We start from the raw sequence: 17,801 nt of genomic DNA, 5'->3' as shown, positions 1-17,801 counted from the left end.
GATGGACAGCTCAGCCGAAAAGCCCCCGCGCGCCCGCGTGCAGGACGCGATCGACACCGAGGCACAGGCACCCCGTACCCGCGACTATCTCGACGGCTTCCTCGCCGCCAAGCCGCCCGAGGGCCCGGTGGGCGGAGAAGGCAGCGACCTTCAGGCCGACGTGATCGAGGCCCTGCGCGAGATCTTCGACCCGGAAATCCCGGTCAATATCTACGACCTCGGCCTGATCTACGGGGTTGAGGTGGACGAGAACCGTGACGCCACCGTCACCATGACGCTGACGACCCCGCATTGCCCCGTTGCGGAATCGATGCCGGGCGAGGTCGAGCTGCGCGTCTCCAGCGTGCCGGGGATCCGCGATGCCGAGGTCAATCTCGTCTGGGACCCGCCATGGGGTCCGCACAAGATGAGCGACGAAGCGCGGCTCGAACTGGGGATGCTGTGAGCGACACCGCGACCCTTGCAATTACTCTCGCGGACTACCGCGATGCGCGCGATGCGGCGGATGTCGTGGCGCTGCTCGATGCCTATGCCCGCGATCCGATGGGCGGGGGCGCACCCTTGCGCGAGGACGTCAAGGCGCGCCTGACGGGCGATCTGGCCGCGAACCCGCAGGCCTTCTCGCTGATCGCCCGTATCGACGACCGCGCCGTTGGCCTCGCCAATTGCTTCATGAGCTATTCGACCTTCGCCGCCGCGCCGCTGGTCAATATCCATGACCTTGCGGTGCTGCCCGAGGCGCGCGGGCGCGGGATCGGCCAGGCGCTGATGCAGGCGATCGAGGCCGAGGCCTTGAAGCGCGGGGCTTGCAAGATCACATTGGAAGTACTGAGCGGCAATCCGGCGCGGCATCTCTACGCCCGCGAAGGCTATGGCGACTACCAGCTCGATCCCGCCACCGGGCACGCGCTGTTCTGGCAGAAGAGGCTCAAATGACCGAGACGACCACCACCGCTCGCCCCGCCCCCAAGGCCGCCGTCACCCTGACGCCCTCTGCCGAGGCGCGCATCGCCGAGCTGATGAGCAAGGCGCCCGCGGACGCGATCGGCGTCAAGCTCTCGACCCCGCGCCGCGGCTGTTCGGGCCTCGCCTATTCGGTCGACTACGTCACCACCGAAGCGAAGTTCGACGAGAAGATCGTCACCCCCGGCGGCGTGTTCTACATCGACGGCGCGAGCGTGCTCTACCTCGTCGGCTCGGTGATGGACTGGCGCGAGGACGATTTCACCGCCGGCTTCGTGTTCGAAAACCCCAACGCCAAGGGCGCCTGCGGCTGCGGCGAGAGCTTCATGGTGTAAGCTCCCCCTCGCCTTTGGTGTGTTGCCATGCTAAAACACAACGATGGCAAATCGCGGCAAGGATCTTCCGCCCGAGCGGATCGAGGAAGCAAAAGCGCAGCGCGCGCGCGAGTTGCAGGCGATCATTGACCGACTGACGGGCGAGCTGGAGCAGTTGGAGACCAAGCTCGCGGCTACCACCGACCAGAACGAGCGCATCATGCTCAAGGCCGAGATCGTTCACTTCACCTTGGCGCTGAAGCAGATCGATGGTGGCGCCGGCCAGCAGCGACGCAAGCCGCCCGAGTCAGGCCTCGCCGTCCCGGCCGTTCCGCCAGAGGGCCCGCAACCCCGGCAGGGCGGCGCTGCGGCCCCGCTTGAGTTCGATACCTAGCCCTGAGTTTCGGAGGCCAACCGCGCGATCAGGCGGCGTTCGAGATCGTCGGTCTCGCCATCGGCGGCGACCAGTTTGTCGAGCCATTCGCTCTCGAAATCGGTGACCTTCTCGCCCTCGATCGCGAGGGTTTCGATGTAGGTGTGCTCCGGCTTGGGCGGCTTCTTGCCGAACACCTTGCCGAAGTGGTTGCCGACATTGGGGAGCTCGCGGATCACCTCGCTCATAAAGCGGGCGATGTTGACGTCGTTGTCGGCGACGAAGGCTTCGAGCTCGCGCTTGCGTTCGTGGCTGAGCTGCGCGTTGGGCAGGACGAAGCCCTTCATGAAATTGGCGACGCCATCGAGGAACAGGTCGTCCCACTCCGCCGCGTTCTCGTCGGCGAGGGTCGCGTCCTTGAGGCGGAACAGCATCTCGGCCTCGAAGCGCGAGACCGCTGCCGGGGCGCTGCCGCCGCTGGCGAAGATCACGCGGCGGATGATGCGGCATTCGGCGGCGCTGATGTGGGTGGCGGAAAGATCGCCGCCGCTGCGGGTCGGGCCGGTGCCGGTCAGCACCTCGCGTTCGATCTGGGCGAGCACATAGTCCTTGAGCCGCTCGGGCACGTTCTCGGCACGCTCGATGATGCGGACCATCGCCTCCAGCTCGACGAAGCTCTCGACCCGGCCGTCCTTGTCGATCTGGCCGATCAGCCATTCGGCTTCCTCGAGGCTGCATTGCAGGCGCGGCGGGGTGCCGTTGAGCACGAACTCGCCGATCGCCTCGACAAAGAAGTCGCACCATTCGGGGGTGCGATCCCTCAGCGCGTCGTTGACCGCGAACAGGGCTTCGGCCTCGGCGCGGGTGATGATCCCGTCGCCCCAGCCCTCGCGGCGCAGCGCCAGAAGCTCGTCCGCAGTGATGTGGCCGTCTGCCGCAGCGCGCTGCGCAACGTCGATGAATTGGGTGGTCATGCCGGTGGTCCCCTGAGATCTCGCGAGGGGTGATGGCACGAACAGGCTTAAAGCCGGGTTACCGCGCGGTGATCAGGAGCGTGCCCGCTGCGCCTCGACCTCGCGGATGCAGGCGCCCGGATCGGCGGGCGCACCGCCCTGCCGCAGCCGGGCCTCGACATGGGTGGCGGTCGGCTCGGACGCGGCGGAGACGGGGTAGAGGAAGATGTCGAGCACGCAGACCGGGCCGGTGAACTGGAGCTTCCTCGCATCCCCCTCGGCGAGGTCGATGCGCGGGGTGCCGAAACGGCGGGTGAGCGCGGCAGCGGGCGAGCCGATCACACCGCCCAAACCCTGCGGCGCCATCACTTCGGGCACCACGACGATGGAGCTGCGCGGCGCGCCGTGGGTGATCGAGTGGCGGGGCGCAGCCGAGGGCTTGCCGCCGCCGCCCGCACAGGCTCCGATCGCGGCCGCCAGCACCGCTACGATTGCAGCCCGCCGGATCATCCGCGCACGCTCCCGGCAAGCCGGCGCAGCACCAGATGCGTGCCCGCCGCCGCGCCGATCAGCGGAGCAACGAGGTTCACCACCGGCACCAGCATCAGCCCGGCAATCGCCGCGCCCAGCAGGATGCGCTCGGAACGCGGCACGGGATTGCCCTGCTCGTCCCCGGCGCCCCAAGCCGTGTGGTGCCGCAGCCACGCCATGTCGGTGACCTCGCGCCCCAGCAGCACCGCGTTCACGCCAAGGAACACCACCGCCGGGCCGATCGCGGTGAACACCAGCAGCGCCGCCAGCGGCAGCGCCAGCAGGTTGTAGCCGAGCGCGCGCAGCAGGCTGCGGCTCGCCACCGCCACCTCGCGCACCAGCGGCAGGGGCCGCGCGCTGGCCGCCAGCGCGGGGTAGTGCTTCGCCTCGACCGCGGCGACCACCTCGTCGGCGAAGAACTGAAGCACCGCCAGCGCGACCACGCGGAACAGCAGCCAGAAGGCGATGAAACTGACGAGCAGCCACGCCAGCACCGCAGCCGTCCCCGCAAAGCTCTCGGGCACCACCCCCGCGAACCACCCGCTCCGCAGCAGCCGGTCGAAGCCGACATAGAGCCCCGCTCCCGCACCCGCGAATAGCACCAGCGTGATAGCGATGCTCTTCACCGCCACCCGCACCACGGCACGGTCGCCGAGCTGGCCAAGGGCCTTCACGAGAGCGGCAGGGACGGCGGACATGCATATTCCGATGTAAGCGCGGGGCGGGGAAGTCAACGCGCTCACGCTGCACCGCACACAGATCGCTTGGCGAAGGGGCCGAAGGCGGCTAGGCGCGCGGGCGAACAGCATCGAAGGAAGCCTCTCCGTGTCCGATACCGCCCCCCGTTATGACGTGATCGCCATCGGCAACGCCGTGGTCGACGTGATTGCCTCCTGCGAGGAAGAGCTGATCGCGGAGCTCCAGCTCAACCGCGGCGGCATGACCCTGATCGACGAGGCGCGCGCCGACGAGCTTTACGAGGCGATGCCGCCTGCGCGCGAAGTCTCGGGCGGATCGGCGGCCAACACGCTCGCAGGGCTGGCAACGCTCGGCCTGCAATGCGCCTTCATCGGCCAGGTCGCCGACGACCAGCTCGGCAAGGTCTTCCGCCACGACATGCGCGCCACCGGCATCGACTTCGACACCCCCGGCCGCGAAGGCGAGCCCGCCACCGGCCGCGTGCTCATCTTCGTGACGCCCGATGGCGAGCGCACCATGAACACCTTCCTCGGCGCGGGCCAGTTCCTCCCCGCCGCCGCGCTCGACGAGGAGCTGATCGCCAGCGGCGCGATCCTCTATCTCGAAGGCTATCTGTGGGACCCCGAAGAGCCCCGCCGCGCGATGCGCCGCGCGATCGAGGTCGCGCGCGATGCCGGCCGCAAGATCGCCTTCACCGCCTCGGAAAGCTTCGTGATCGACCGTCACGGTGACGATTTCCGCGCGATGATCGAGGAAGGCATCATCGACATCCTCTTCGTCAACGAGACCGAGCTCGCCACGCTGACCGGCGAGGACGATTTCGAGGCGGGCCTCGCCGCCGTGGCTGGCAAGGTGCCCGTGCTGGTCGCGACCCGCTCCGAGAAGGGCGCGGTCGCCATCGCCCACGGCGAGCGCGCCGAAGTCGCCGCGGTGCCGGTCATCAAGGTGGTCGACACCACCGGCGCGGGCGACCAGTTCGCGGCGGGCTTCCTCTCGGGCTACGTCAAGGGCGAGCCGCTGACCCGCTGCCTCAAGCGCGGCGCGATCTGCGCTTCGGAAGTGATCTCGCACTATGGCCCCCGGCCGGAAGCGGACATGATGAAGCTGATGGAAGAACGGTTGTAAGCGGACAAAGCGGACACCCTGTCCGCTTTGCATCTCTTTATAATATTGCTGTTTTTCAGCAATTTACTTTAGGGTAAGCAGAGCGGACGGACACAGGGCGTCGCGCGAAAAGCCATGCCTCTGTATGGCTGAAGCGCGGATTCTGACAATTGCAAAGAGCGGGGCGCAGTCTAGCCCCGCCTTGCCGCTGTAGGAAAGCGCTCCCCGATCAGGCCCCGGCAGCCGCGCGCGGCCGCGCAGGCGCCTTGCCCGCCTCCCACCCGAACCATGCCGCCGCCCCGCCCGCGAGCAGGCCGAGCGCCAGCCCCATGCCCGGCGGCACGGCCGCATAGGCGGCAAAGGCCAGCGCGATTGCCGGAATATCGGGCGCGAACCACATCGCGACCGCCTGCGCCGCCATGAACCCGGCCGCGACCAGCCACGGCGCGCCGTGCTTGCGGTTCCTCGCCCACAGCACCAGCGCGAAGATCACGCCCAGCCCGTCGGAGATCAGGATCGTGTCCAGCACCCAACGCGGCCCGTCGCTGTTGATGACGTTCATCCACGGCATGTATTCGCTCAGCACCCGGCTGAACGGGCTCTCGAACAGGATCAGCGGGGTCGCGAGCATGTAGCCCGCATGCAGCTTCACGTTGCGGCGGTGCTTAAGGGCGAGGAAGAACAGCGTGAGATAGGCCGCGATGGCAATCGCCATGCCGATCCCGAAGGCGGGGCCGAGCACCCGGATCCCCTCGCCAGCATCGGGCGCGGCATAGCGCGCGGCCGAGACGTTGATGATCATCATGAAGCCGAGGATCAGGAACGGGAACAGGGCAAAGCTCGCCAGCCCCATCCGGCGGTGCAGCCCGTTGGCGCGGCGGTGGATGGTCATATGCTGCGCGATCAGCAGCGCCAGCCAGGTCATCGCCGAGACGGCATGGACATGGAACGCCACCGGCACATCGCCGACCGTGCTGAAATAGCTCGCCCAGAAACCGGTCATGATGACCAGCAGAACGAAACCGACGAACCAGTGCGCGTGACGATACGGCATCGAGACTCCCCCTTCCCGAATGCGACCGCAGGCGGAGTAACACGTTCCGGCAGCGGGACAAAGCCCCCCCCGGCGTGCGGCGTCAGCGGTCGGGCACGTAGCCCGCTTCGCGCAGCGTCACCATGTAGGCCGCGATCTGGCGGGTCTGGGCGGGGGTGAGGGTGAAGTCCATGTCCTCGGGGTAGTTGTGCGCCTCCGCCAGCCAGGCGGCGAGCGATGCCTCGGACAGCCCCGGCCGGTTGGCAATCGCGGCAAAGCTGGGCGAGCGCGGATTGGGCGAGAGAAACGGCGGCTCGACCGCATGGCACCCCCCGCACGCCCCCTCGACGAAGGCCGGCGCCCGCGTATCGCGCGACGGCGAGGTCGCCTTGCCGAGCATCGGCGGCGGATTTTCCGTTCCCGGCGCGGTGGCACAGGCGGCGAGCGAGGCGATGGCGGCGAGCAGGAGGAGGCGCTGGGTCATGGTGCCCTTGTAGGCTCGCCTCGGCCAGCGTCCTTGATCGGGATCAAATTTGCGGCGGGCAATGATAGCCCTCCCGCTTCGCGCAACCAATCGGGGCTGGCTGCGTTTGCTCGGCGGGGCATAGTGTCACTCTTTGCGAAGGTATCTCCCGTGATCGTAGCATTCGCCAGCCTGCGCCGCCTCGGCCTCATCGCCGCCGCCCCCGCACTTCTCCTCGCCCAGCCTGCCGCCGCCGCCTCGCAGGACGATTGGGACACCGCGAGCGATGTCGCGGTCGGGGGCCTGCTGCTGTGGTCGATTGGCGTGCCCGCAGTGAAGGGCGACACGCAGGGCGCGCTTCAGGCGGGCGGCTCGGCGGTAGCGGGCTTCGGCGCGGCGCAGGGGCTGAAGCAGGTCTTCCCCGAACAGCGCCCCGACGGGAGCGGGAACGACAGCTTCCCCTCGGGCCACACCGCGACCGCCTTTGCCGCCGCGACCAGCATCCTCGAACGGCGCGGGCCGGAGGAGGGCATCCCGGCGCTCGCACTCGCCAGCTTCGTCGGCCTCGCGCGGGTCGAGGCGGACAAGCACTACTGGTACGATGTCGTCGCGGGCGCGGCACTCGGCGCAGGCGCGGGGCTGCTGATCACCCACGGCAAGCCCGACAAGGACGGGCGGATGGCGGTGGTGGTGCCCTGGGGCGACACCCGCAGCCTTGGCGTGACGGTCGCGGCGCGGTTCTAGCCGCGCTCGCGCGCCACCTCGCGCCAGCCGATGTCGCGGCGGCAGAAGCCGGTGGGGAAGGTGATCGCATCGACCGCCTTGTAGGCCTTGGCCTGCGCCTCGGTGACATTCGCGCCAGTCGCGGTGACATTGAGCACCCGGCCCCCGTTCGCCACCAGCGCCCCGTCCTTCAATGCGGTGCCGGCGTGGAAGACCTTGGCACCGTCCGCCCCGGCATCGTTCAGCGCGATTGTGCCGCCCTTTTCGGGCGTGCCGGGGTAGCCCTTGGCCGCCATCACCACGGTGAGCGCGGTTTCCCCGGCGAGGTCGATTGCGACCCCCTCAAGGCTGCCCGTCGCACAGGCGAGCAGGATCGGTACCAGATCGCTCTTGAGGCGCATCATCAGCACCTGGCATTCCGGATCGCCGAAGCGGGCGTTGTATTCGATAAGCTTGGGGCCTTGCGCCGTCAGCATGAGGCCCGCGAAGAGCACGCCCTGATAGGGATGGCCCTCCGCGCGCATCGTCGCGACCGTGGGCGCGATGATCTCGGCCATGACGCGGGCCTGCAATTCCGGGGTGAGCACCGGGGCGGGGGAATAGGCGCCCATGCCGCCCGTGTTCGGCCCCGTGTCGCCGTCGCCCACGCGCTTGTGGTCCTGCGCCGAGCCGAAGGGGAAAATCGCGGTGCCATCGGTGAGCGCGAAGAAGCTCGCTTCCTCGCCCTCCATGAACTCCTCGATCACCACCTGCGCGCCTGCACCGCCGAAGCCGCCTCCGAACATGTCGGCGAGCGTCTCTTCGGCCTCGGCGAGGGTGGCGGCGATGACCACGCCCTTGCCCGCCGCGAGGCCATCGGCCTTGAGGACATAGGGCGCCTGAAACTTGCCGAGAGCGGCGCGGGCCTCTTCGAGGCTGTGGGTGCGCACATAGCCGGCGGTGGGGATCCCGGCGCGCTGGCACAGGTCCTTGGTGAAGCCCTTGGAGCCTTCGAGCTGCGCGGCGGCCTGCGAGGGGCCGAACACCGGCACGCCCGCCGCGCGCAGCGAATCCGAGAGGCCATCCACCAGCGGCGCCTCGGGGCCGATCACCACGAGGCCGATCCGCTTCTCGCCGCAGAAGGCGATCACCGCCGCATGGTCGGTCACATCCAGCGCCACGCATTCCGCCTCCTCGGCGATGCCGGGATTTCCGGGGGCGGCGTAGAGCTTTGTCAGGCTGGGGGATTGCGCGAGCTTCCACGCCAGCGCATGTTCGCGGCCTCCCGAACCCAGAAGCAGGATATTCATGGCGCCTCCGCCGACCAGTGATGATGATGCGGGGCTCGTAGCGCGCGTGGCGCAGGGCGACAACGCCCAACCCCTCACCATCAGCGAGATATCCGCGCTGCTGAAGCGCACGGTCGAGGACCGCTTCGGCTTCGTGCGACTGCGCGGCGAGCTTTCGGGGGTGAAGCGCGCCGCATCGGGGCATTTCTACTGCGCCCTGAAAGACGAGGGCGCGGTGATCGACGGGGTGATGTGGAAGGGCAACGCCGCCCGCCTCAACTTCCGCGCCGAGGATGGCCTCGAGGTGATCGCCACGGGCAAGCTCACCACCTACCCGGGGCGCTCGAAATACCAGATCGTGATCGACAGCCTCGAGCTGGCGGGCGAGGGCGCGCTGCTGGCGCTGCTCGAGAAAACCCGCGCGCGGCTCGCGGCGGAGGGGCTCTTCAATGCCGAGCGCAAGCGCCGCCTGCCCTTCCTGCCGCAGGTGATCGGCGTGGTCACCTCGCCGACGGGGGCGGTGATCCGCGACATCCTCCACCGCCTCGCCGACCGCTTCCCGAGCCACGTGATCGTCTGGCCGGTGCTGGTGCAGGGCAATGGCGCAGCCGAGCAGGTCGCCGCCGCCGTACGCGGGTTCTCCGCACTCCAGCCCGCAGGCCCGATCCCGCGCCCCGACGTGGTGATCGTCGCGCGCGGGGGCGGCTCCATCGAGGACCTGTGGAGCTTCAACGAGGAAGTCGTCGTCCGCGCCATCGCCGAATGTTCGATCCCCGTGATCAGCGCCGTCGGGCACGAGACCGACACGACGCTCGCCGACTACGCCGCCGACCGCCGTGCGCCCACACCCACCGCCGCCGCCGAGATGGCGGTGCCGGTGCGGATCGACCTCCAGGCGACCCTCGCCGATCTCGGCAACCGCAAGCGCCGTGCGGTCTATCGTCCGGTCGAACTGGGGCGCGAGCGCCTCGCCGCCCGCGCGCGCCTGTTGCCCCGGCCCGAGAACCTGCTCGCGCCGCAAAACCAGCGCCTCGACGAGCTGTCCGACCGCCTGCGCCGCGCGCTCGGCGACCGCTCCGCGAGGGGGCGCGAACGCCTCGCGGGGGTTGCGGCGCGGCTCTCCCCTTCGCTGCTGTCGCGCACGGCGGCCGAGGGTGCCCGTCGGCTCGAGCGTGCCCGGCTCCACCCCGCGCTGGTCGAGCGGCCCTTGCGCCACGGCGCCGACCGCCTCGCCGCGCTGACCCGGGTGATGAGCCAGCTCCACCCCGAAAAGCCGCTGGAGCGCGGCTATGCCATCGTCCGCGACGCATCGGGCAAGGCGCTGACCACCCGTGCCGAGGCCGCGGGCGAGGCGCACCTCCAGCTGCAATTCCGCGACGGGACGCTGGGCGCTGTCCCAGCTGGCAGTGCCCCTCCGCCGCCGCCCGCCCCGCGCAAACCCGCGCCCAAGCCGTCATCGCTGCCTGCGCAAGATGATTTGTTCGGTTAGCCGCTCGGTGCTATCAAGGCCCTCATGCTGATGACTCCCTCCGACAAGGCCGCCAAGCTTTACTACGGCCCCTCCAGCTTCCGCGTGCTGCGCCCGGGAAGCCATGTGCTGTGCGCGGTGACGGGGGAGGCGATCCCGCTCGCCGAGCTGCGCTACTGGAGCGCGGAGCGGCAGGAGGCCTATGCCTCGTGCGAGATCGCGACCCGCCGCCTGCTCGGCCTCGCCTGACCTTCTGCACCGATGGCGCGCCAAGGCCCCCGTGCGAGGCCCTTCTGGCGCGCGCGCTGGCTGCGTCCCGTGCTGCTGGCGATGGTCGCGATCGGCCTTGCGCCGGGCACCTTCGTGCGCACCGATGTCGGCCTGCGCACCACGCCGGCGAGGGCGATAACCGCCGCTCCCGTCGATCTCGGCCCGCCGCCGCCGGGGCTGCTCACGCTGACGGGATCGTGGCACCTTACCAGCGACCATGCCTTCTTCGGCGGGCTGTCCGCCCTCGTCGCGCGCGGCCCTGACGGGCTGGTCGCAGGCAGCGACCGCGGCTTTCTGCTCGACATCGCGCTCGACAAGGGCGCGCCGCGCCCGCGGGCTGAGAGCTTCCGCTTCATCGGCCGCCGGATCGGGCTGCGCCGCGAGATGGTCGATCTCGAGGCGCTGGCGCGCGATCCACGGGACGGGACGCTGTGGGCGGCCTACGAGCTCTTCAACCGGATCGAGCGCTTCGCACCCGACGGTACCCGCAGCGTCAGCACCCCGGCACAGATCGCCGGGTGGAGCGACAACAGCGGGCCCGAGGCGATGGAGCGCCTGTCGGACGGCCGCTTCCTGATGCTCGCCGAAGGATACGAGGCGCGCGGCAGCCGCGACCGTCCGGCCCTGCTGTTCAAGGGCGATCCCGTGGCGAGCAGCGCCAAGGCGCTGGAGTTCCGCTTCGATTGCAACCCGGCCTTCTCGCCGGTCGACATCACCGAGGTGCCCGGCGGGCGGGTGCTGATCCTGCTGCGACGGGTGGCCTACCGCCTGCCGCCGGTGTTCGACGGCGCGATCATGATCGCCGATCCAGCCACGATCCGCGCCGGCAAGCCGTGGCGCGGGGAAATCATCCAGTATCTCGGCGGCCCCGGCTTCGGCGAGAATTTCGAAGGCATCGCCTATGTCCCCGACCGCGCCGATCCGGCGAAGGGCACGGTGTGGGTCGTCTCGGACGACAATTTCTCGGTGTTCCAGCGGACCCTGCTCCTGCGTTTCGCGTGGCAGGGCAGCGGCGCGGCGCTTCAGCAGCGCGCCGCCGCAGAGCGCGCGGGGAATAGCGAGAGGGCCCCCGGCAGCGTTGCCGGGAGCCCTCTGGATATCTGTCAGAAACTCGGTGCTGGTGGCGGTCCGGCCGGTTGACCGGCCCGTCGCGCCCGGCGAATCAGGCCGCGGCCTGCGCCTTGATCAGCTCGCGCTTCACCTTCTGCGCGTTGGCCGACAGCTTCTCGTCGCTGGTCTTGAGCAGCCAGTTGTCGAGACCGCCATTGTGCTCGACCGAACGCAGACCGTGGGTCGACACGCGGAACTTGAAGCTGCGCTCCAGCTTTTCGCTCATCAGCGTGACGTTCTGCAGGTTGGGCAGGAACACGCGCTTGGTCTTGTTGTTGGCGTGGCTCACATTGTGGCCGACCTGGCGGCCCTTGCCGGTCAGTTCGCAGATGCGCGACATGGTGTGTCTCTTCTCGTAAAAACGGGTCCGGGTTCGGGTCCGGACAAGGAAAGCGGCGCGCATAACGGGGCAGGGCCGAATCGTCAAGCAAGTTGCGCGGCGGCGGCGGCCCGGCTAGCCCGGCGGGCGTGACCCGTTGGAGCCTCCCCCTGCCGATGCAACAGGCGCTCGCCCAGGCGCGGGCGGCGGGCGATGCCGGGGAAGTGCCGATCGGCGCGGTGATCGTCAAGGACGGAACGGTGATCGCCGCCGCCCACAACACCCCGCGCGAGAACCACGATCCCACCGCCCATGCCGAGATCCTCGCGATCCGTGCGGCGGCAAAAGCGTTGCAGGATGAAAGGCTTACCGGCTGCGAGCTGTGGGTCACACTGGAGCCCTGCGCAATGTGCGCGGGCGCGATTGCCCATGCCCGCATCGCCCGGCTCTACTACGCCGCGAGCGATCCCAAGGGCGGCGCGGTCGAGCACGGGGCGCGGGTGTTCGACCAGCCCCAGTGCCTCCACCGCCCCGAGGTCTATTCCGGAATCGGCGAGGCCGAGGCGGCGGAATTGCTCAAAGGGTTCTTCCGCGAGCGGCGTTGAGGCGGGAGAAGCGGTGCCGGGGCCGGTCGCCGCAGGGGACATAGCGCCGTGATCCGCAGACCGATTCTGGCCGCCAGCGCGGCGATGTTGCTCACCCTTGGCGCCTGCGGCGGGGAGGATTCCTCGCCCCCGCCCACCGGCGGCACCCCGACGCCCTCGCCCTCGCCCTCACCCAGCCCGAGCCCCACGCCGACCCCCGTGGGCGTCGTCCAGACGCGTGACATCACCTATGGCAGCGGCGCGGTCGTCGGCGGGGCCAAGGTCCTCCAGCTCGACATCTACCGCCCCGACGCGCCCTGCACCGCCGCGCGCCCGACGGTGCTCTATGTCCACGGCGGCGGGTTCGTCGGCGGGAGCCGCCGCGGGGGGAATGTCGATGCGATCGCGCAGGCGCTGGCCAACAGGGGGATCAACCTCGTCTCGATCTCCTACCGCCTGCAGGGCGACAATCCCGTGATCGGCACCGAGTTCGCCGCCTTCGAGCGCGATTTCCAGGCGCTCAACACCACCGAGCCGCCCGCCCGCGTCACCGCCTTCACCGCCGCGGTGGAGGACGCCACCCGCGCCCTGCGCTGGGCCGAGACCAATGCGGCAAGCTGGTGCATCGACCCGCAGCGCTTCGGCGTGTGGGGCGGATCGGCGGGGGCCTTCACCGTGATGCATGTCGCCTACAGCCTCGACGAATACGCGATTGCCCGGCCCCCGGTGCGGGTCGCGGTCGATTACTGGGGCGGGCATTTCCGTGTCGCCGACATGGAGGCGGGCGAGCCGCCGCTGTTCGTGATGCACGGCACGCTCGACAGCACCGTCCCCTATGCGCGGGCGACCGAGCTCACCAATCAGGCCCAGCGCGTCGGCGTGCCCTACACGCTCTACAGCATCATCGGCGGGGAGCACGATTTCAATGGCAGCGGGTTCTTCGTGCTGACGGTCGACGGCCAGTCGATCGCCGACAGGACCGCGGCCTTCATCGACGCCCATATGCGCAGCGGCGGGGTGCCGGTCTACGAACGGCGCGAAATTCCGCGCTGACCGCCGCGGGCGATGTTTCACGTGGAACATAGCCCGAATCCCAGCGCCAGAACGGCGCAAGACGGCGCTGGAGGGGGTCTGGAGGGGGTCTGACCCGGTTCAAGCCCGCGCGAACACCGGGCGAGCCGCAAGCTAGCCCGCCACCGCAAACTCCGCCGTGCAGGGCTCGGCCGGCTGCTCGCTGAAGGCCAGCGGGGGCCCATTGCTCTGCATGGTCCGCACGAAGCGGTCGCGATAGAATGACCACACCGCCTCGCGAGCGGCGGCGTCCTCGGGAAGCGCGCCCTCCACCACCGCGAGGCCCAGATTGGCGGTATAGCCCGGGCAGACGTCGTAGAACCGCCGGTCCCACGCGATCTGCCGCAAGGCCTCGACATCGAGAGCCGCGACATCCTTCACCAGCACCAGACGCGCCCGGCCTCCGTCGCACGAGACGCGGTAGAGACACGCCTTCTGCCCGGGCGCATATTCGCGGACATAGGCGTCCGCGGCAGCGACCACCTCCGCCTTCGACAGTCCCGCCCACGAGGCATAGCGCGAACCATAATCAACCGCGGTGCAGCTGCCGACCAGCAGCACCAACAGCGCCAGACAGCCCTGCCCGATGCGCGTGCCGATGCCCGGCGCAGACGGAGTGTTTGCCTCCACGAACGACACGCGCTTTCCCCTCCCTCAATCGACCGGCGGCACACCGGGCGGATAGTACGAGATTTCGACCCGCAGGCCATCGGGATCGGGCACGAACAGCGCGGTGATCCCCGGATCGAAATGCTGGAGCCGCGCTGCGATCCCCGCCTCCGCCAGCTCCGCGGCAAGGGCCTCGACCACCGCAGCGCTCGGAGCGGAAAAGCCGAAATGGTTGAGGCCGGGGGCATAGCGGCCATACTCGCCCGTCCCCTCCTTCGCCTTGAGGAACTGGATGTGCAGCCCCGCAGCATTCGCCCAGATGCCGGGCTTCTTCTGCGCGAAGCCGATGCGCGGCAGCAGGAAGCCGTAGAACGCGGCGGCCTGTTCGGGCGAGCGCGAGAGGATGGTGAGGTGATCGAGCGCGAAAGCCATGCGCTGCTCCTTGGTGGCTGGGGGATGTCGACCGGCCAGATGGGGCATGTAGCGGTTATTACAAGCCCGCCGCGCCGCCCTCCGCCGCGGGCGGGGGCGAGGCTTCGGGCGGGGGCACGGGCTGATCGATGCGATACGTGATCAGCGTAGTGAATGCGCCCCACGTCGGCTGGCCCTCGGCATCCAGCGCGGGATTGAACCGGGCGTATCGGCGCATCGATTCGCAGGCCGCCTGATCGAGGATGTCGTGGGTGCTCGATGCGATCACCTCGCACTCGTCCACCAGCCCCAGGGCGTTGACCCAGACCCTGACGCCGACGCTCCCCTCGAGCGACTGGAGGGCCGCTTCGCGCGGGTAGTTCTCCTTGATCCGGGCGGCCCAGATGTCGGCGCTTCTGGGAGACAGCGCGCGCGCCTTCGACGCGGCAGCGGATGTCTGCGGCGTAGCGGACGGGGACGGGATTTTCGCCCTGTAGGTGATGATCGTCGCATAGGTGCCGACCGTCGGCCTTCCATCGGCATCGATCGCGGGATTGAACACCGCAAACCGCCGCATCCCGTCGCACGCCGCCGTGTCGAGCAGGTCATGCCCGCTCGATTGAATGACGAGGCATTCGGTCACCCAGCCTTGCGGATCGACGATCGCACGGACCCTGACGCTGCCTTGCTGCATCAGCCGCGCGGCTTCGGGCGGGTAGTTCTGCTGGATCAGGCCAGCCCAGATGGAGAGGCCCTGCGGGGTCGGCCCGCGCGCCTTGGACGGGGGCGGGGCGGGAGCGAGGGGCGCCGCCGTGGGCGGAGCCGCCTCCTGCGCCATCGCACCCGGCTGCGCGGACAGCACCAGCGCGGCGACGCAGGCCGCCGCGAGCCGGTGGAACCCCCGACCCGTCACTCCTGCGCCGGGGCGGGCTTGGGCCGCAGCCGTCCGGCCTCGAGAATCGGCAGACCGCCCTCGGTCGGCACATAGATGATCTGCCCCTCCGACTGCGCGAGGTGCTCGATATAGAGATAGCGCAGATAGCCCTCCGGCCCTCCGAGCCCGTCGGCGACGATCCGGTTGGCCTCGGCGACGCCCTTGGCGCGCTCGACCTCGGCCTGCGCGAGCAGCTTGGCGCTCTCGAGCTTGGCCTCGGCCTCGAGCGTGGCGATCTGGCGGTTCTGCCGCGCCTGCGCGAGCTCGGCCTCGCCCGCCGTCTCGGCGTTCCAGACGCGCACCGAGTTATAGGCCGCGCACGACCCCAGCCCTCCGCCGACCAGCACCAGCAGCAAGAACAGGAGACCCAGCGCGACGGACCAGATGTTGCGGGCGGCATTCATGGGGCAGGCGGCTCCTCGTAGATGAAAGGGTCGCCGCCACCCGCGCGGGCATGCAGGGGCGACCGCGGGAGATCATGCCTATCTTGCTGAAATGAGGGAAGAGGGTTTGGCGCCCCGCCCCCTCACAACCCCCGCCAGATCTTCGCCGCCGCGCTGTCTTTCGCGCCGCGGCGGGCAGCAGGGCAGGGGGCGGGGCGGAAGCGTTTGGAGTAGCACAGGCGGATTTCCTCGAGCCAGCCGCGCGGGGTGAGCTCGACGCCGACGGCGCTCTCGGGCCAGTCGGGGTTGGCATCGGCGAAGGCGGCGCGGATGCGACCGGCGGTGAGGCCCTCCTCGCGGCTGATGCGGTCATATTCGGGCAAGCGCAGGCCGCTGCGCAAAATGCCGATGATCTCGAGATAGGCCGCCGGGCGACCGACCATGCAGCTGCCGTGCTTGGCCCAGGCGCGCGCGACGAGGCGCTCGTCGGGCATGAGGCACATCGCGCTGCGGATCTCGGCAGGGGTGATTGCGCGCCTCGCCTCGCACCACTGCGGCCAGCCCTGGGCGCTCTCGGGCCACAGCCCGTGGACGACGAGGCCGAAGCTGCCGTTCTCGCCCGAGCACTGGACCGCGTGGGCGGGATCGTCGGTGCGGGTGCGGCAGAACTCGGGGCTCCAGCTCAATGCGAGGGTGTAGCCGGTGATCGCGGATTTGCGGCGCGGGCCGTCGGGCGTGATGCGCGGCACGCGGGTGACCTGCGGCGCGCGGCACTGGTAGGCCTGCGCCTGCGCGGGCTCCGGCGCGGCGGCGGGCGAGCCGAGCGCGAAGGCGGCAGCGAGGAGCGCGAGGCTAGTCGAAGACCGCAGGATCGACCCCTTCCCTATGCCTGAACCAGCGGGCGGCCTGCGGGGTGAGCAGGCTCGCCATCGCGATCGCGACCAGCACGGCTCCGGTCAGCGCGGACGGATCGAGGAAAGCGAGCCGCAGCGCGCCGAAGCCGAGCACCAGCCAGCGGGCGAAGGGCGCGGCGAAAAGCGTGATCCACGCGAGCGGGATGAGCGCGATGGTGAACTCGGCCGAGAGCGCCACAATCGTCCAGTCGCGGTTCCACGCGAACCACGGCAGGTGGAGCGCATAGACCGTCTCGGCCAGCGGGAGGTCGTAGAGGCCCCGCAGCAGCCGCAGCAGGGCGGCGGCGAGGAAAGCGGCGGCGAAGACGCGGATCGCCAGCGGTCGTGGCCCCCGGGCGAGCTTCACAGCGGCTTGAAATCCAGACCGATGTCGGCGGCGGGCGCGCTCTGGGTGAGGCGGCCGACGGAGATGAAGTCCACGCCCGATGCGGCCTTGGCGGCGATGGTCTGGAGGTTGACGCCCCCGCTTGCCTCGGTCGGGACGCGGCCTGCGACGATCCTTACGGCCTCGGCAAGGGTGGCGGGGTCCATGTTGTCGAGCAGCAGGTGGTGCGCGCCTGCGGCCAGCGCGGGCTCGATCTGGTCGAGGCGGTCGACCTCGCAGATGATTTTCTCCACCCCCGCCTCGCGCGCCCGGCGCACCGCCTCGCCGACGGTTCCGGCGACCGCGACGTGATTGTCCTTGATCATCGCCGCATCCCACAGCCCCATGCGGTGGTTCTGCGCGCCGCCCTGGCGGGTGGCGTATTTCTCGAGGAACCTGAGGCCCGGGATGGTCTTGCGGGTGTCGAGCAGCGTGCAGGTGGCGCTGCCCGCGCGCATCGCGTCCACGTAAGCGCGGGTCAGGGTGGCGATGCCGGAGAGATGCTGGACGATGTTGAGCGCGCTGCGCTCCGCCGTCAGCAGCGCCCGCGCGCGGCCCTCGATGCTCATCAGGTCGGTGCCTGCAGGCACGGCATCACCGTCCGCGACCAGCGGTTCGATCAGGCACTCGGGATCGAGGTGCCGGAAGAAGGCCTCGGCCAGCGGCAGCCCCGCGACGGTGATCGCATCGCGGCTGTCCATGACCCCGGAAAAGCGCGCATCGGCGGGAATGACGCTTTCGCTCGTGACATCCCGCCCGCCGCCGGGGAGACCTTCGCCGAGGTCTTCGGCGAGGGTCTCGCGGATGAAGGTGGCGAGGTCGAAGCCGGGGAGGGTGAAGTCGGGCACCGATCAATCCTTCGTCATCGCGAGGGCCGAAGGCCCGCGGCGATCCATGGCCCGAGCGCTTGGAATTGCGCGTCAGTCCATGGATTGCTTCG

25 protein-coding genes are annotated in these 17,801 nt (G+C 69.7%); 11 read left to right on the top strand and 14 right to left on the bottom strand.

The annotated features are described in order from the left end of the window. Position 1 precedes the first annotated feature (1 nt). The 4 genes from BZF57_RS11565 to BZF57_RS11550 are packed head-to-tail and all read left to right on the top strand — an operon-like array spanning position 2 to position 1,671. Positions 2-445, top strand: coding sequence for an SUF system Fe-S cluster assembly protein (locus BZF57_RS11565; RefSeq protein WP_206073246.1), 444 nt, complete (start codon positions 2-4; stop codon positions 443-445). Next, positions 442-936: a GNAT family N-acetyltransferase gene (locus BZF57_RS11560; protein ID WP_206073245.1), complete on the top strand. Its 495-nt coding sequence runs from the start codon at positions 442-444 to the stop codon at positions 934-936. The genes BZF57_RS11565 and BZF57_RS11560 overlap by 4 nt, the downstream gene beginning before the upstream one ends. Then, positions 933-1,298, top strand: coding sequence for a HesB/IscA family protein (locus BZF57_RS11555; RefSeq protein WP_086737908.1), 366 nt, complete (start codon positions 933-935; stop codon positions 1,296-1,298). Before BZF57_RS11560 ends, BZF57_RS11555 begins: the two co-directional genes overlap by 4 nt. 43 nt (positions 1,299-1,341) lie before the next feature. After that, positions 1,342-1,671, top strand: a complete 330-nt coding sequence (locus BZF57_RS11550; protein ID WP_086737906.1) for a hypothetical protein — start codon at positions 1,342-1,344, stop codon at positions 1,669-1,671. On the opposite strand, the gene BZF57_RS11545 is transcribed toward BZF57_RS11550, so the two are convergent. From BZF57_RS11545 to BZF57_RS11535, 3 genes are all read right to left on the bottom strand, one after another. Then, positions 1,668-2,624 carry a hypothetical protein gene (locus BZF57_RS11545; RefSeq protein ID WP_086737904.1) on the bottom strand — a complete coding sequence of 319 codons (957 nt, stop codon included), beginning with the start codon at positions 2,622-2,624 and terminating at the stop codon, positions 1,668-1,670. The two genes, BZF57_RS11550 and BZF57_RS11545, sit on opposite strands and share 4 nt — an antisense overlap. 72 nt (positions 2,625-2,696) lie before the next feature. Continuing rightward, the gene (locus BZF57_RS11540; protein ID WP_206073244.1) at positions 2,697-3,113 is read right to left on the bottom strand and encodes a hypothetical protein; all 417 of its coding nucleotides are present in this window, start codon (positions 3,111-3,113) and stop codon (positions 2,697-2,699) included. Then, the gene (locus tag BZF57_RS11535; protein ID WP_086737902.1) at positions 3,110-3,832 is read right to left on the bottom strand and encodes an EI24 domain-containing protein; all 723 of its coding nucleotides are present in this window, start codon (positions 3,830-3,832) and stop codon (positions 3,110-3,112) included. The genes BZF57_RS11540 and BZF57_RS11535 overlap by 4 nt, the downstream gene beginning before the upstream one ends. Before the next feature lie 127 nt (positions 3,833-3,959). Between BZF57_RS11535 and BZF57_RS11530 the strand changes: the two genes are divergently transcribed. Next, positions 3,960-4,958, top strand: a complete 999-nt coding sequence (locus BZF57_RS11530; protein ID WP_206073243.1) for an adenosine kinase — start codon at positions 3,960-3,962, stop codon at positions 4,956-4,958. A 208-nt stretch (positions 4,959-5,166) separates the two neighbouring features. Here the strand turns inward: BZF57_RS11530 and BZF57_RS11525 are convergent, their stop codons facing one another. Both BZF57_RS11525 and BZF57_RS21255 read right to left on the bottom strand, forming a co-directional pair. Beyond that, positions 5,167-5,991: a hypothetical protein gene (locus tag BZF57_RS11525; protein ID WP_086737898.1), complete on the bottom strand. Its 825-nt coding sequence runs from the start codon at positions 5,989-5,991 to the stop codon at positions 5,167-5,169. Positions 5,992-6,073: 82 nt separating this feature from the next. Then, the gene (locus tag BZF57_RS21255; protein WP_162290997.1) at positions 6,074-6,454 is read right to left on the bottom strand and encodes a cytochrome c family protein; all 381 of its coding nucleotides are present in this window, start codon (positions 6,452-6,454) and stop codon (positions 6,074-6,076) included. Positions 6,455-6,604: 150 nt separating this feature from the next. On the opposite strand from BZF57_RS21255, the gene BZF57_RS21250 reads away from it, so the two are divergent. Beyond that, positions 6,605-7,177 (top strand): phosphatase PAP2 family protein, encoded by a 573-nt coding sequence (locus BZF57_RS21250; RefSeq protein ID WP_162290996.1) that lies wholly within the window; start codon positions 6,605-6,607, stop codon positions 7,175-7,177. On the opposite strand, the gene purD is transcribed toward BZF57_RS21250, so the two are convergent. Further along, positions 7,174-8,445 carry a phosphoribosylamine--glycine ligase gene (gene purD, locus BZF57_RS11515; RefSeq protein WP_086737895.1) on the bottom strand — a complete coding sequence of 424 codons (1,272 nt, stop codon included), beginning with the start codon at positions 8,443-8,445 and terminating at the stop codon, positions 7,174-7,176. The genes BZF57_RS21250 and purD overlap by 4 nt on opposite strands. On the opposite strand from purD, the gene xseA reads away from it, so the two are divergent. Genes xseA through BZF57_RS11500 form a run of 3 tightly spaced genes read left to right on the top strand, consistent with a single transcriptional unit; the run spans position 8,444 to position 11,302 of the window. Beyond that, on the top strand, positions 8,444-9,913 hold the full coding sequence (gene xseA / locus BZF57_RS11510; protein WP_086737894.1) for an exodeoxyribonuclease VII large subunit: 1,470 nt from the start codon (positions 8,444-8,446) through the stop codon (positions 9,911-9,913). The two genes, purD and xseA, sit on opposite strands and share 2 nt — an antisense overlap. A 24-nt stretch (positions 9,914-9,937) precedes the next feature. Then, positions 9,938-10,141 carry a DUF2093 domain-containing protein gene (locus BZF57_RS11505; protein WP_086737893.1) on the top strand — a complete coding sequence of 68 codons (204 nt, stop codon included), beginning with the start codon at positions 9,938-9,940 and terminating at the stop codon, positions 10,139-10,141. Between the two features lie 12 nt (positions 10,142-10,153). Further along, positions 10,154-11,302, top strand: coding sequence for an esterase-like activity of phytase family protein (locus BZF57_RS11500; RefSeq protein ID WP_086737892.1), 1,149 nt, complete (start codon positions 10,154-10,156; stop codon positions 11,300-11,302). Positions 11,303-11,324: 22 nt separating this feature from the next. On the opposite strand, the gene rpmB is transcribed toward BZF57_RS11500, so the two are convergent. Further along, the gene (rpmB, locus tag BZF57_RS11495; protein ID WP_069308906.1) at positions 11,325-11,612 is read right to left on the bottom strand and encodes a 50S ribosomal protein L28; all 288 of its coding nucleotides are present in this window, start codon (positions 11,610-11,612) and stop codon (positions 11,325-11,327) included. 128 nt (positions 11,613-11,740) lie between these two features. On the opposite strand from rpmB, the gene BZF57_RS11490 reads away from it, so the two are divergent. Both BZF57_RS11490 and BZF57_RS11485 read left to right on the top strand, forming a co-directional pair. Beyond that, the gene (locus tag BZF57_RS11490) at positions 11,741-12,196 is read left to right on the top strand and encodes a nucleoside deaminase (RefSeq protein ID WP_240505950.1); all 456 of its coding nucleotides are present in this window, start codon (positions 11,741-11,743) and stop codon (positions 12,194-12,196) included. Between the two features lie 48 nt (positions 12,197-12,244). After that, positions 12,245-13,228, top strand: a complete 984-nt coding sequence (locus BZF57_RS11485; protein WP_086737890.1) for an alpha/beta hydrolase — start codon at positions 12,245-12,247, stop codon at positions 13,226-13,228. A 132-nt stretch (positions 13,229-13,360) separates the two neighbouring features. Here the strand turns inward: BZF57_RS11485 and BZF57_RS11480 are convergent, their stop codons facing one another. The 7 genes from BZF57_RS11480 to nadC form a co-directional block, all read right to left on the bottom strand. Further along, positions 13,361-13,885 carry a hypothetical protein gene (locus tag BZF57_RS11480; protein ID WP_086737888.1) on the bottom strand — a complete coding sequence of 175 codons (525 nt, stop codon included), beginning with the start codon at positions 13,883-13,885 and terminating at the stop codon, positions 13,361-13,363. A gap of 15 nt (positions 13,886-13,900) precedes the next feature. After that, complete coding sequence (locus BZF57_RS11475) at positions 13,901-14,287, bottom strand: VOC family protein (protein ID WP_086737886.1); 387 nt, start codon at positions 14,285-14,287, stop codon at positions 13,901-13,903. 58 nt (positions 14,288-14,345) lie between these two features. Continuing rightward, positions 14,346-15,179 (bottom strand): energy transducer TonB, encoded by an 834-nt coding sequence (locus BZF57_RS11470; RefSeq protein ID WP_086737885.1) that lies wholly within the window; start codon positions 15,177-15,179, stop codon positions 14,346-14,348. Beyond that, positions 15,176-15,604 (bottom strand): SPFH domain-containing protein, encoded by a 429-nt coding sequence (locus tag BZF57_RS11465; RefSeq protein ID WP_086737883.1) that lies wholly within the window; start codon positions 15,602-15,604, stop codon positions 15,176-15,178. The genes BZF57_RS11470 and BZF57_RS11465 overlap by 4 nt, the downstream gene beginning before the upstream one ends. 122 nt (positions 15,605-15,726) lie before the next feature. Continuing rightward, entirely contained in the window at positions 15,727-16,332 is a 606-nt protein-coding gene (locus tag BZF57_RS11460) for a ribonuclease T2 family protein (protein WP_240505949.1), read from the bottom strand. 103 nt (positions 16,333-16,435) lie between these two features. After that, positions 16,436-16,843 carry a hypothetical protein gene (locus tag BZF57_RS11455; protein ID WP_086737879.1) on the bottom strand — a complete coding sequence of 136 codons (408 nt, stop codon included), beginning with the start codon at positions 16,841-16,843 and terminating at the stop codon, positions 16,436-16,438. Continuing rightward, complete coding sequence (gene nadC, locus BZF57_RS11450) at positions 16,840-17,709, bottom strand: carboxylating nicotinate-nucleotide diphosphorylase (protein ID WP_086737877.1); 870 nt, start codon at positions 17,707-17,709, stop codon at positions 16,840-16,842. Before nadC ends, BZF57_RS11455 begins: the two co-directional genes overlap by 4 nt. Between the last annotated feature and the right edge of the window lie 92 nt (positions 17,710-17,801).

The sequence above is a fragment of the Erythrobacter colymbi genome (assembly GCF_002155685.1).
Classification (GTDB): domain Bacteria; phylum Pseudomonadota; class Alphaproteobacteria; order Sphingomonadales; family Sphingomonadaceae; genus Erythrobacter; species Erythrobacter colymbi.
Note: the sequence above shows the minus strand (reverse complement) of the source record. Positions and strands in the feature narration are given on the sequence as shown.

Excerpts from the sequence above, each read along its gene's own strand:
- BZF57_RS11565 (WP_206073246.1), top strand. The coding sequence starts at position 2 with ATGGACAGCTCAGCCGAAAAGCCCCCGCGCGCCCGCGTGCAGGACGCG.
- BZF57_RS11555 (WP_086737908.1), top strand. The coding sequence starts at position 933 with ATGACCGAGACGACCACCACCGCTCGCCCCGCCCCCAAGGCCGCCGTC.
- BZF57_RS11550 (WP_086737906.1), top strand. The coding sequence starts at position 1,342 with ATGGCAAATCGCGGCAAGGATCTTCCGCCCGAGCGGATCGAGGAAGCA.
- BZF57_RS11545 (WP_086737904.1), bottom strand. The coding sequence starts at position 2,624 with ATGACCACCCAATTCATCGACGTTGCGCAGCGCGCTGCGGCAGACGGC.
- BZF57_RS11540 (WP_206073244.1), bottom strand. The coding sequence starts at position 3,113 with ATGATCCGGCGGGCTGCAATCGTAGCGGTGCTGGCGGCCGCGATCGGA.
- BZF57_RS11535 (WP_086737902.1), bottom strand. The coding sequence starts at position 3,832 with ATGTCCGCCGTCCCTGCCGCTCTCGTGAAGGCCCTTGGCCAGCTCGGC.
- BZF57_RS11525 (WP_086737898.1), bottom strand. The coding sequence starts at position 5,991 with ATGCCGTATCGTCACGCGCACTGGTTCGTCGGTTTCGTTCTGCTGGTC.
- BZF57_RS21255 (WP_162290997.1), bottom strand. The coding sequence starts at position 6,454 with ATGACCCAGCGCCTCCTCCTGCTCGCCGCCATCGCCTCGCTCGCCGCC.
- xseA (WP_086737894.1), top strand. The coding sequence starts at position 8,444 with ATGGCGCCTCCGCCGACCAGTGATGATGATGCGGGGCTCGTAGCGCGC.
- purD (WP_086737895.1), bottom strand. The coding sequence starts at position 8,445 with ATGAATATCCTGCTTCTGGGTTCGGGAGGCCGCGAACATGCGCTGGCG.
- BZF57_RS11505 (WP_086737893.1), top strand. The coding sequence starts at position 9,938 with ATGCTGATGACTCCCTCCGACAAGGCCGCCAAGCTTTACTACGGCCCC.
- BZF57_RS11500 (WP_086737892.1), top strand. The coding sequence starts at position 10,154 with ATGGCGCGCCAAGGCCCCCGTGCGAGGCCCTTCTGGCGCGCGCGCTGG.
- rpmB (WP_069308906.1), bottom strand. The coding sequence starts at position 11,612 with ATGTCGCGCATCTGCGAACTGACCGGCAAGGGCCGCCAGGTCGGCCAC.
- BZF57_RS11475 (WP_086737886.1), bottom strand. The coding sequence starts at position 14,287 with ATGGCTTTCGCGCTCGATCACCTCACCATCCTCTCGCGCTCGCCCGAA.
- BZF57_RS11465 (WP_086737883.1), bottom strand. The coding sequence starts at position 15,604 with ATGAATGCCGCCCGCAACATCTGGTCCGTCGCGCTGGGTCTCCTGTTC.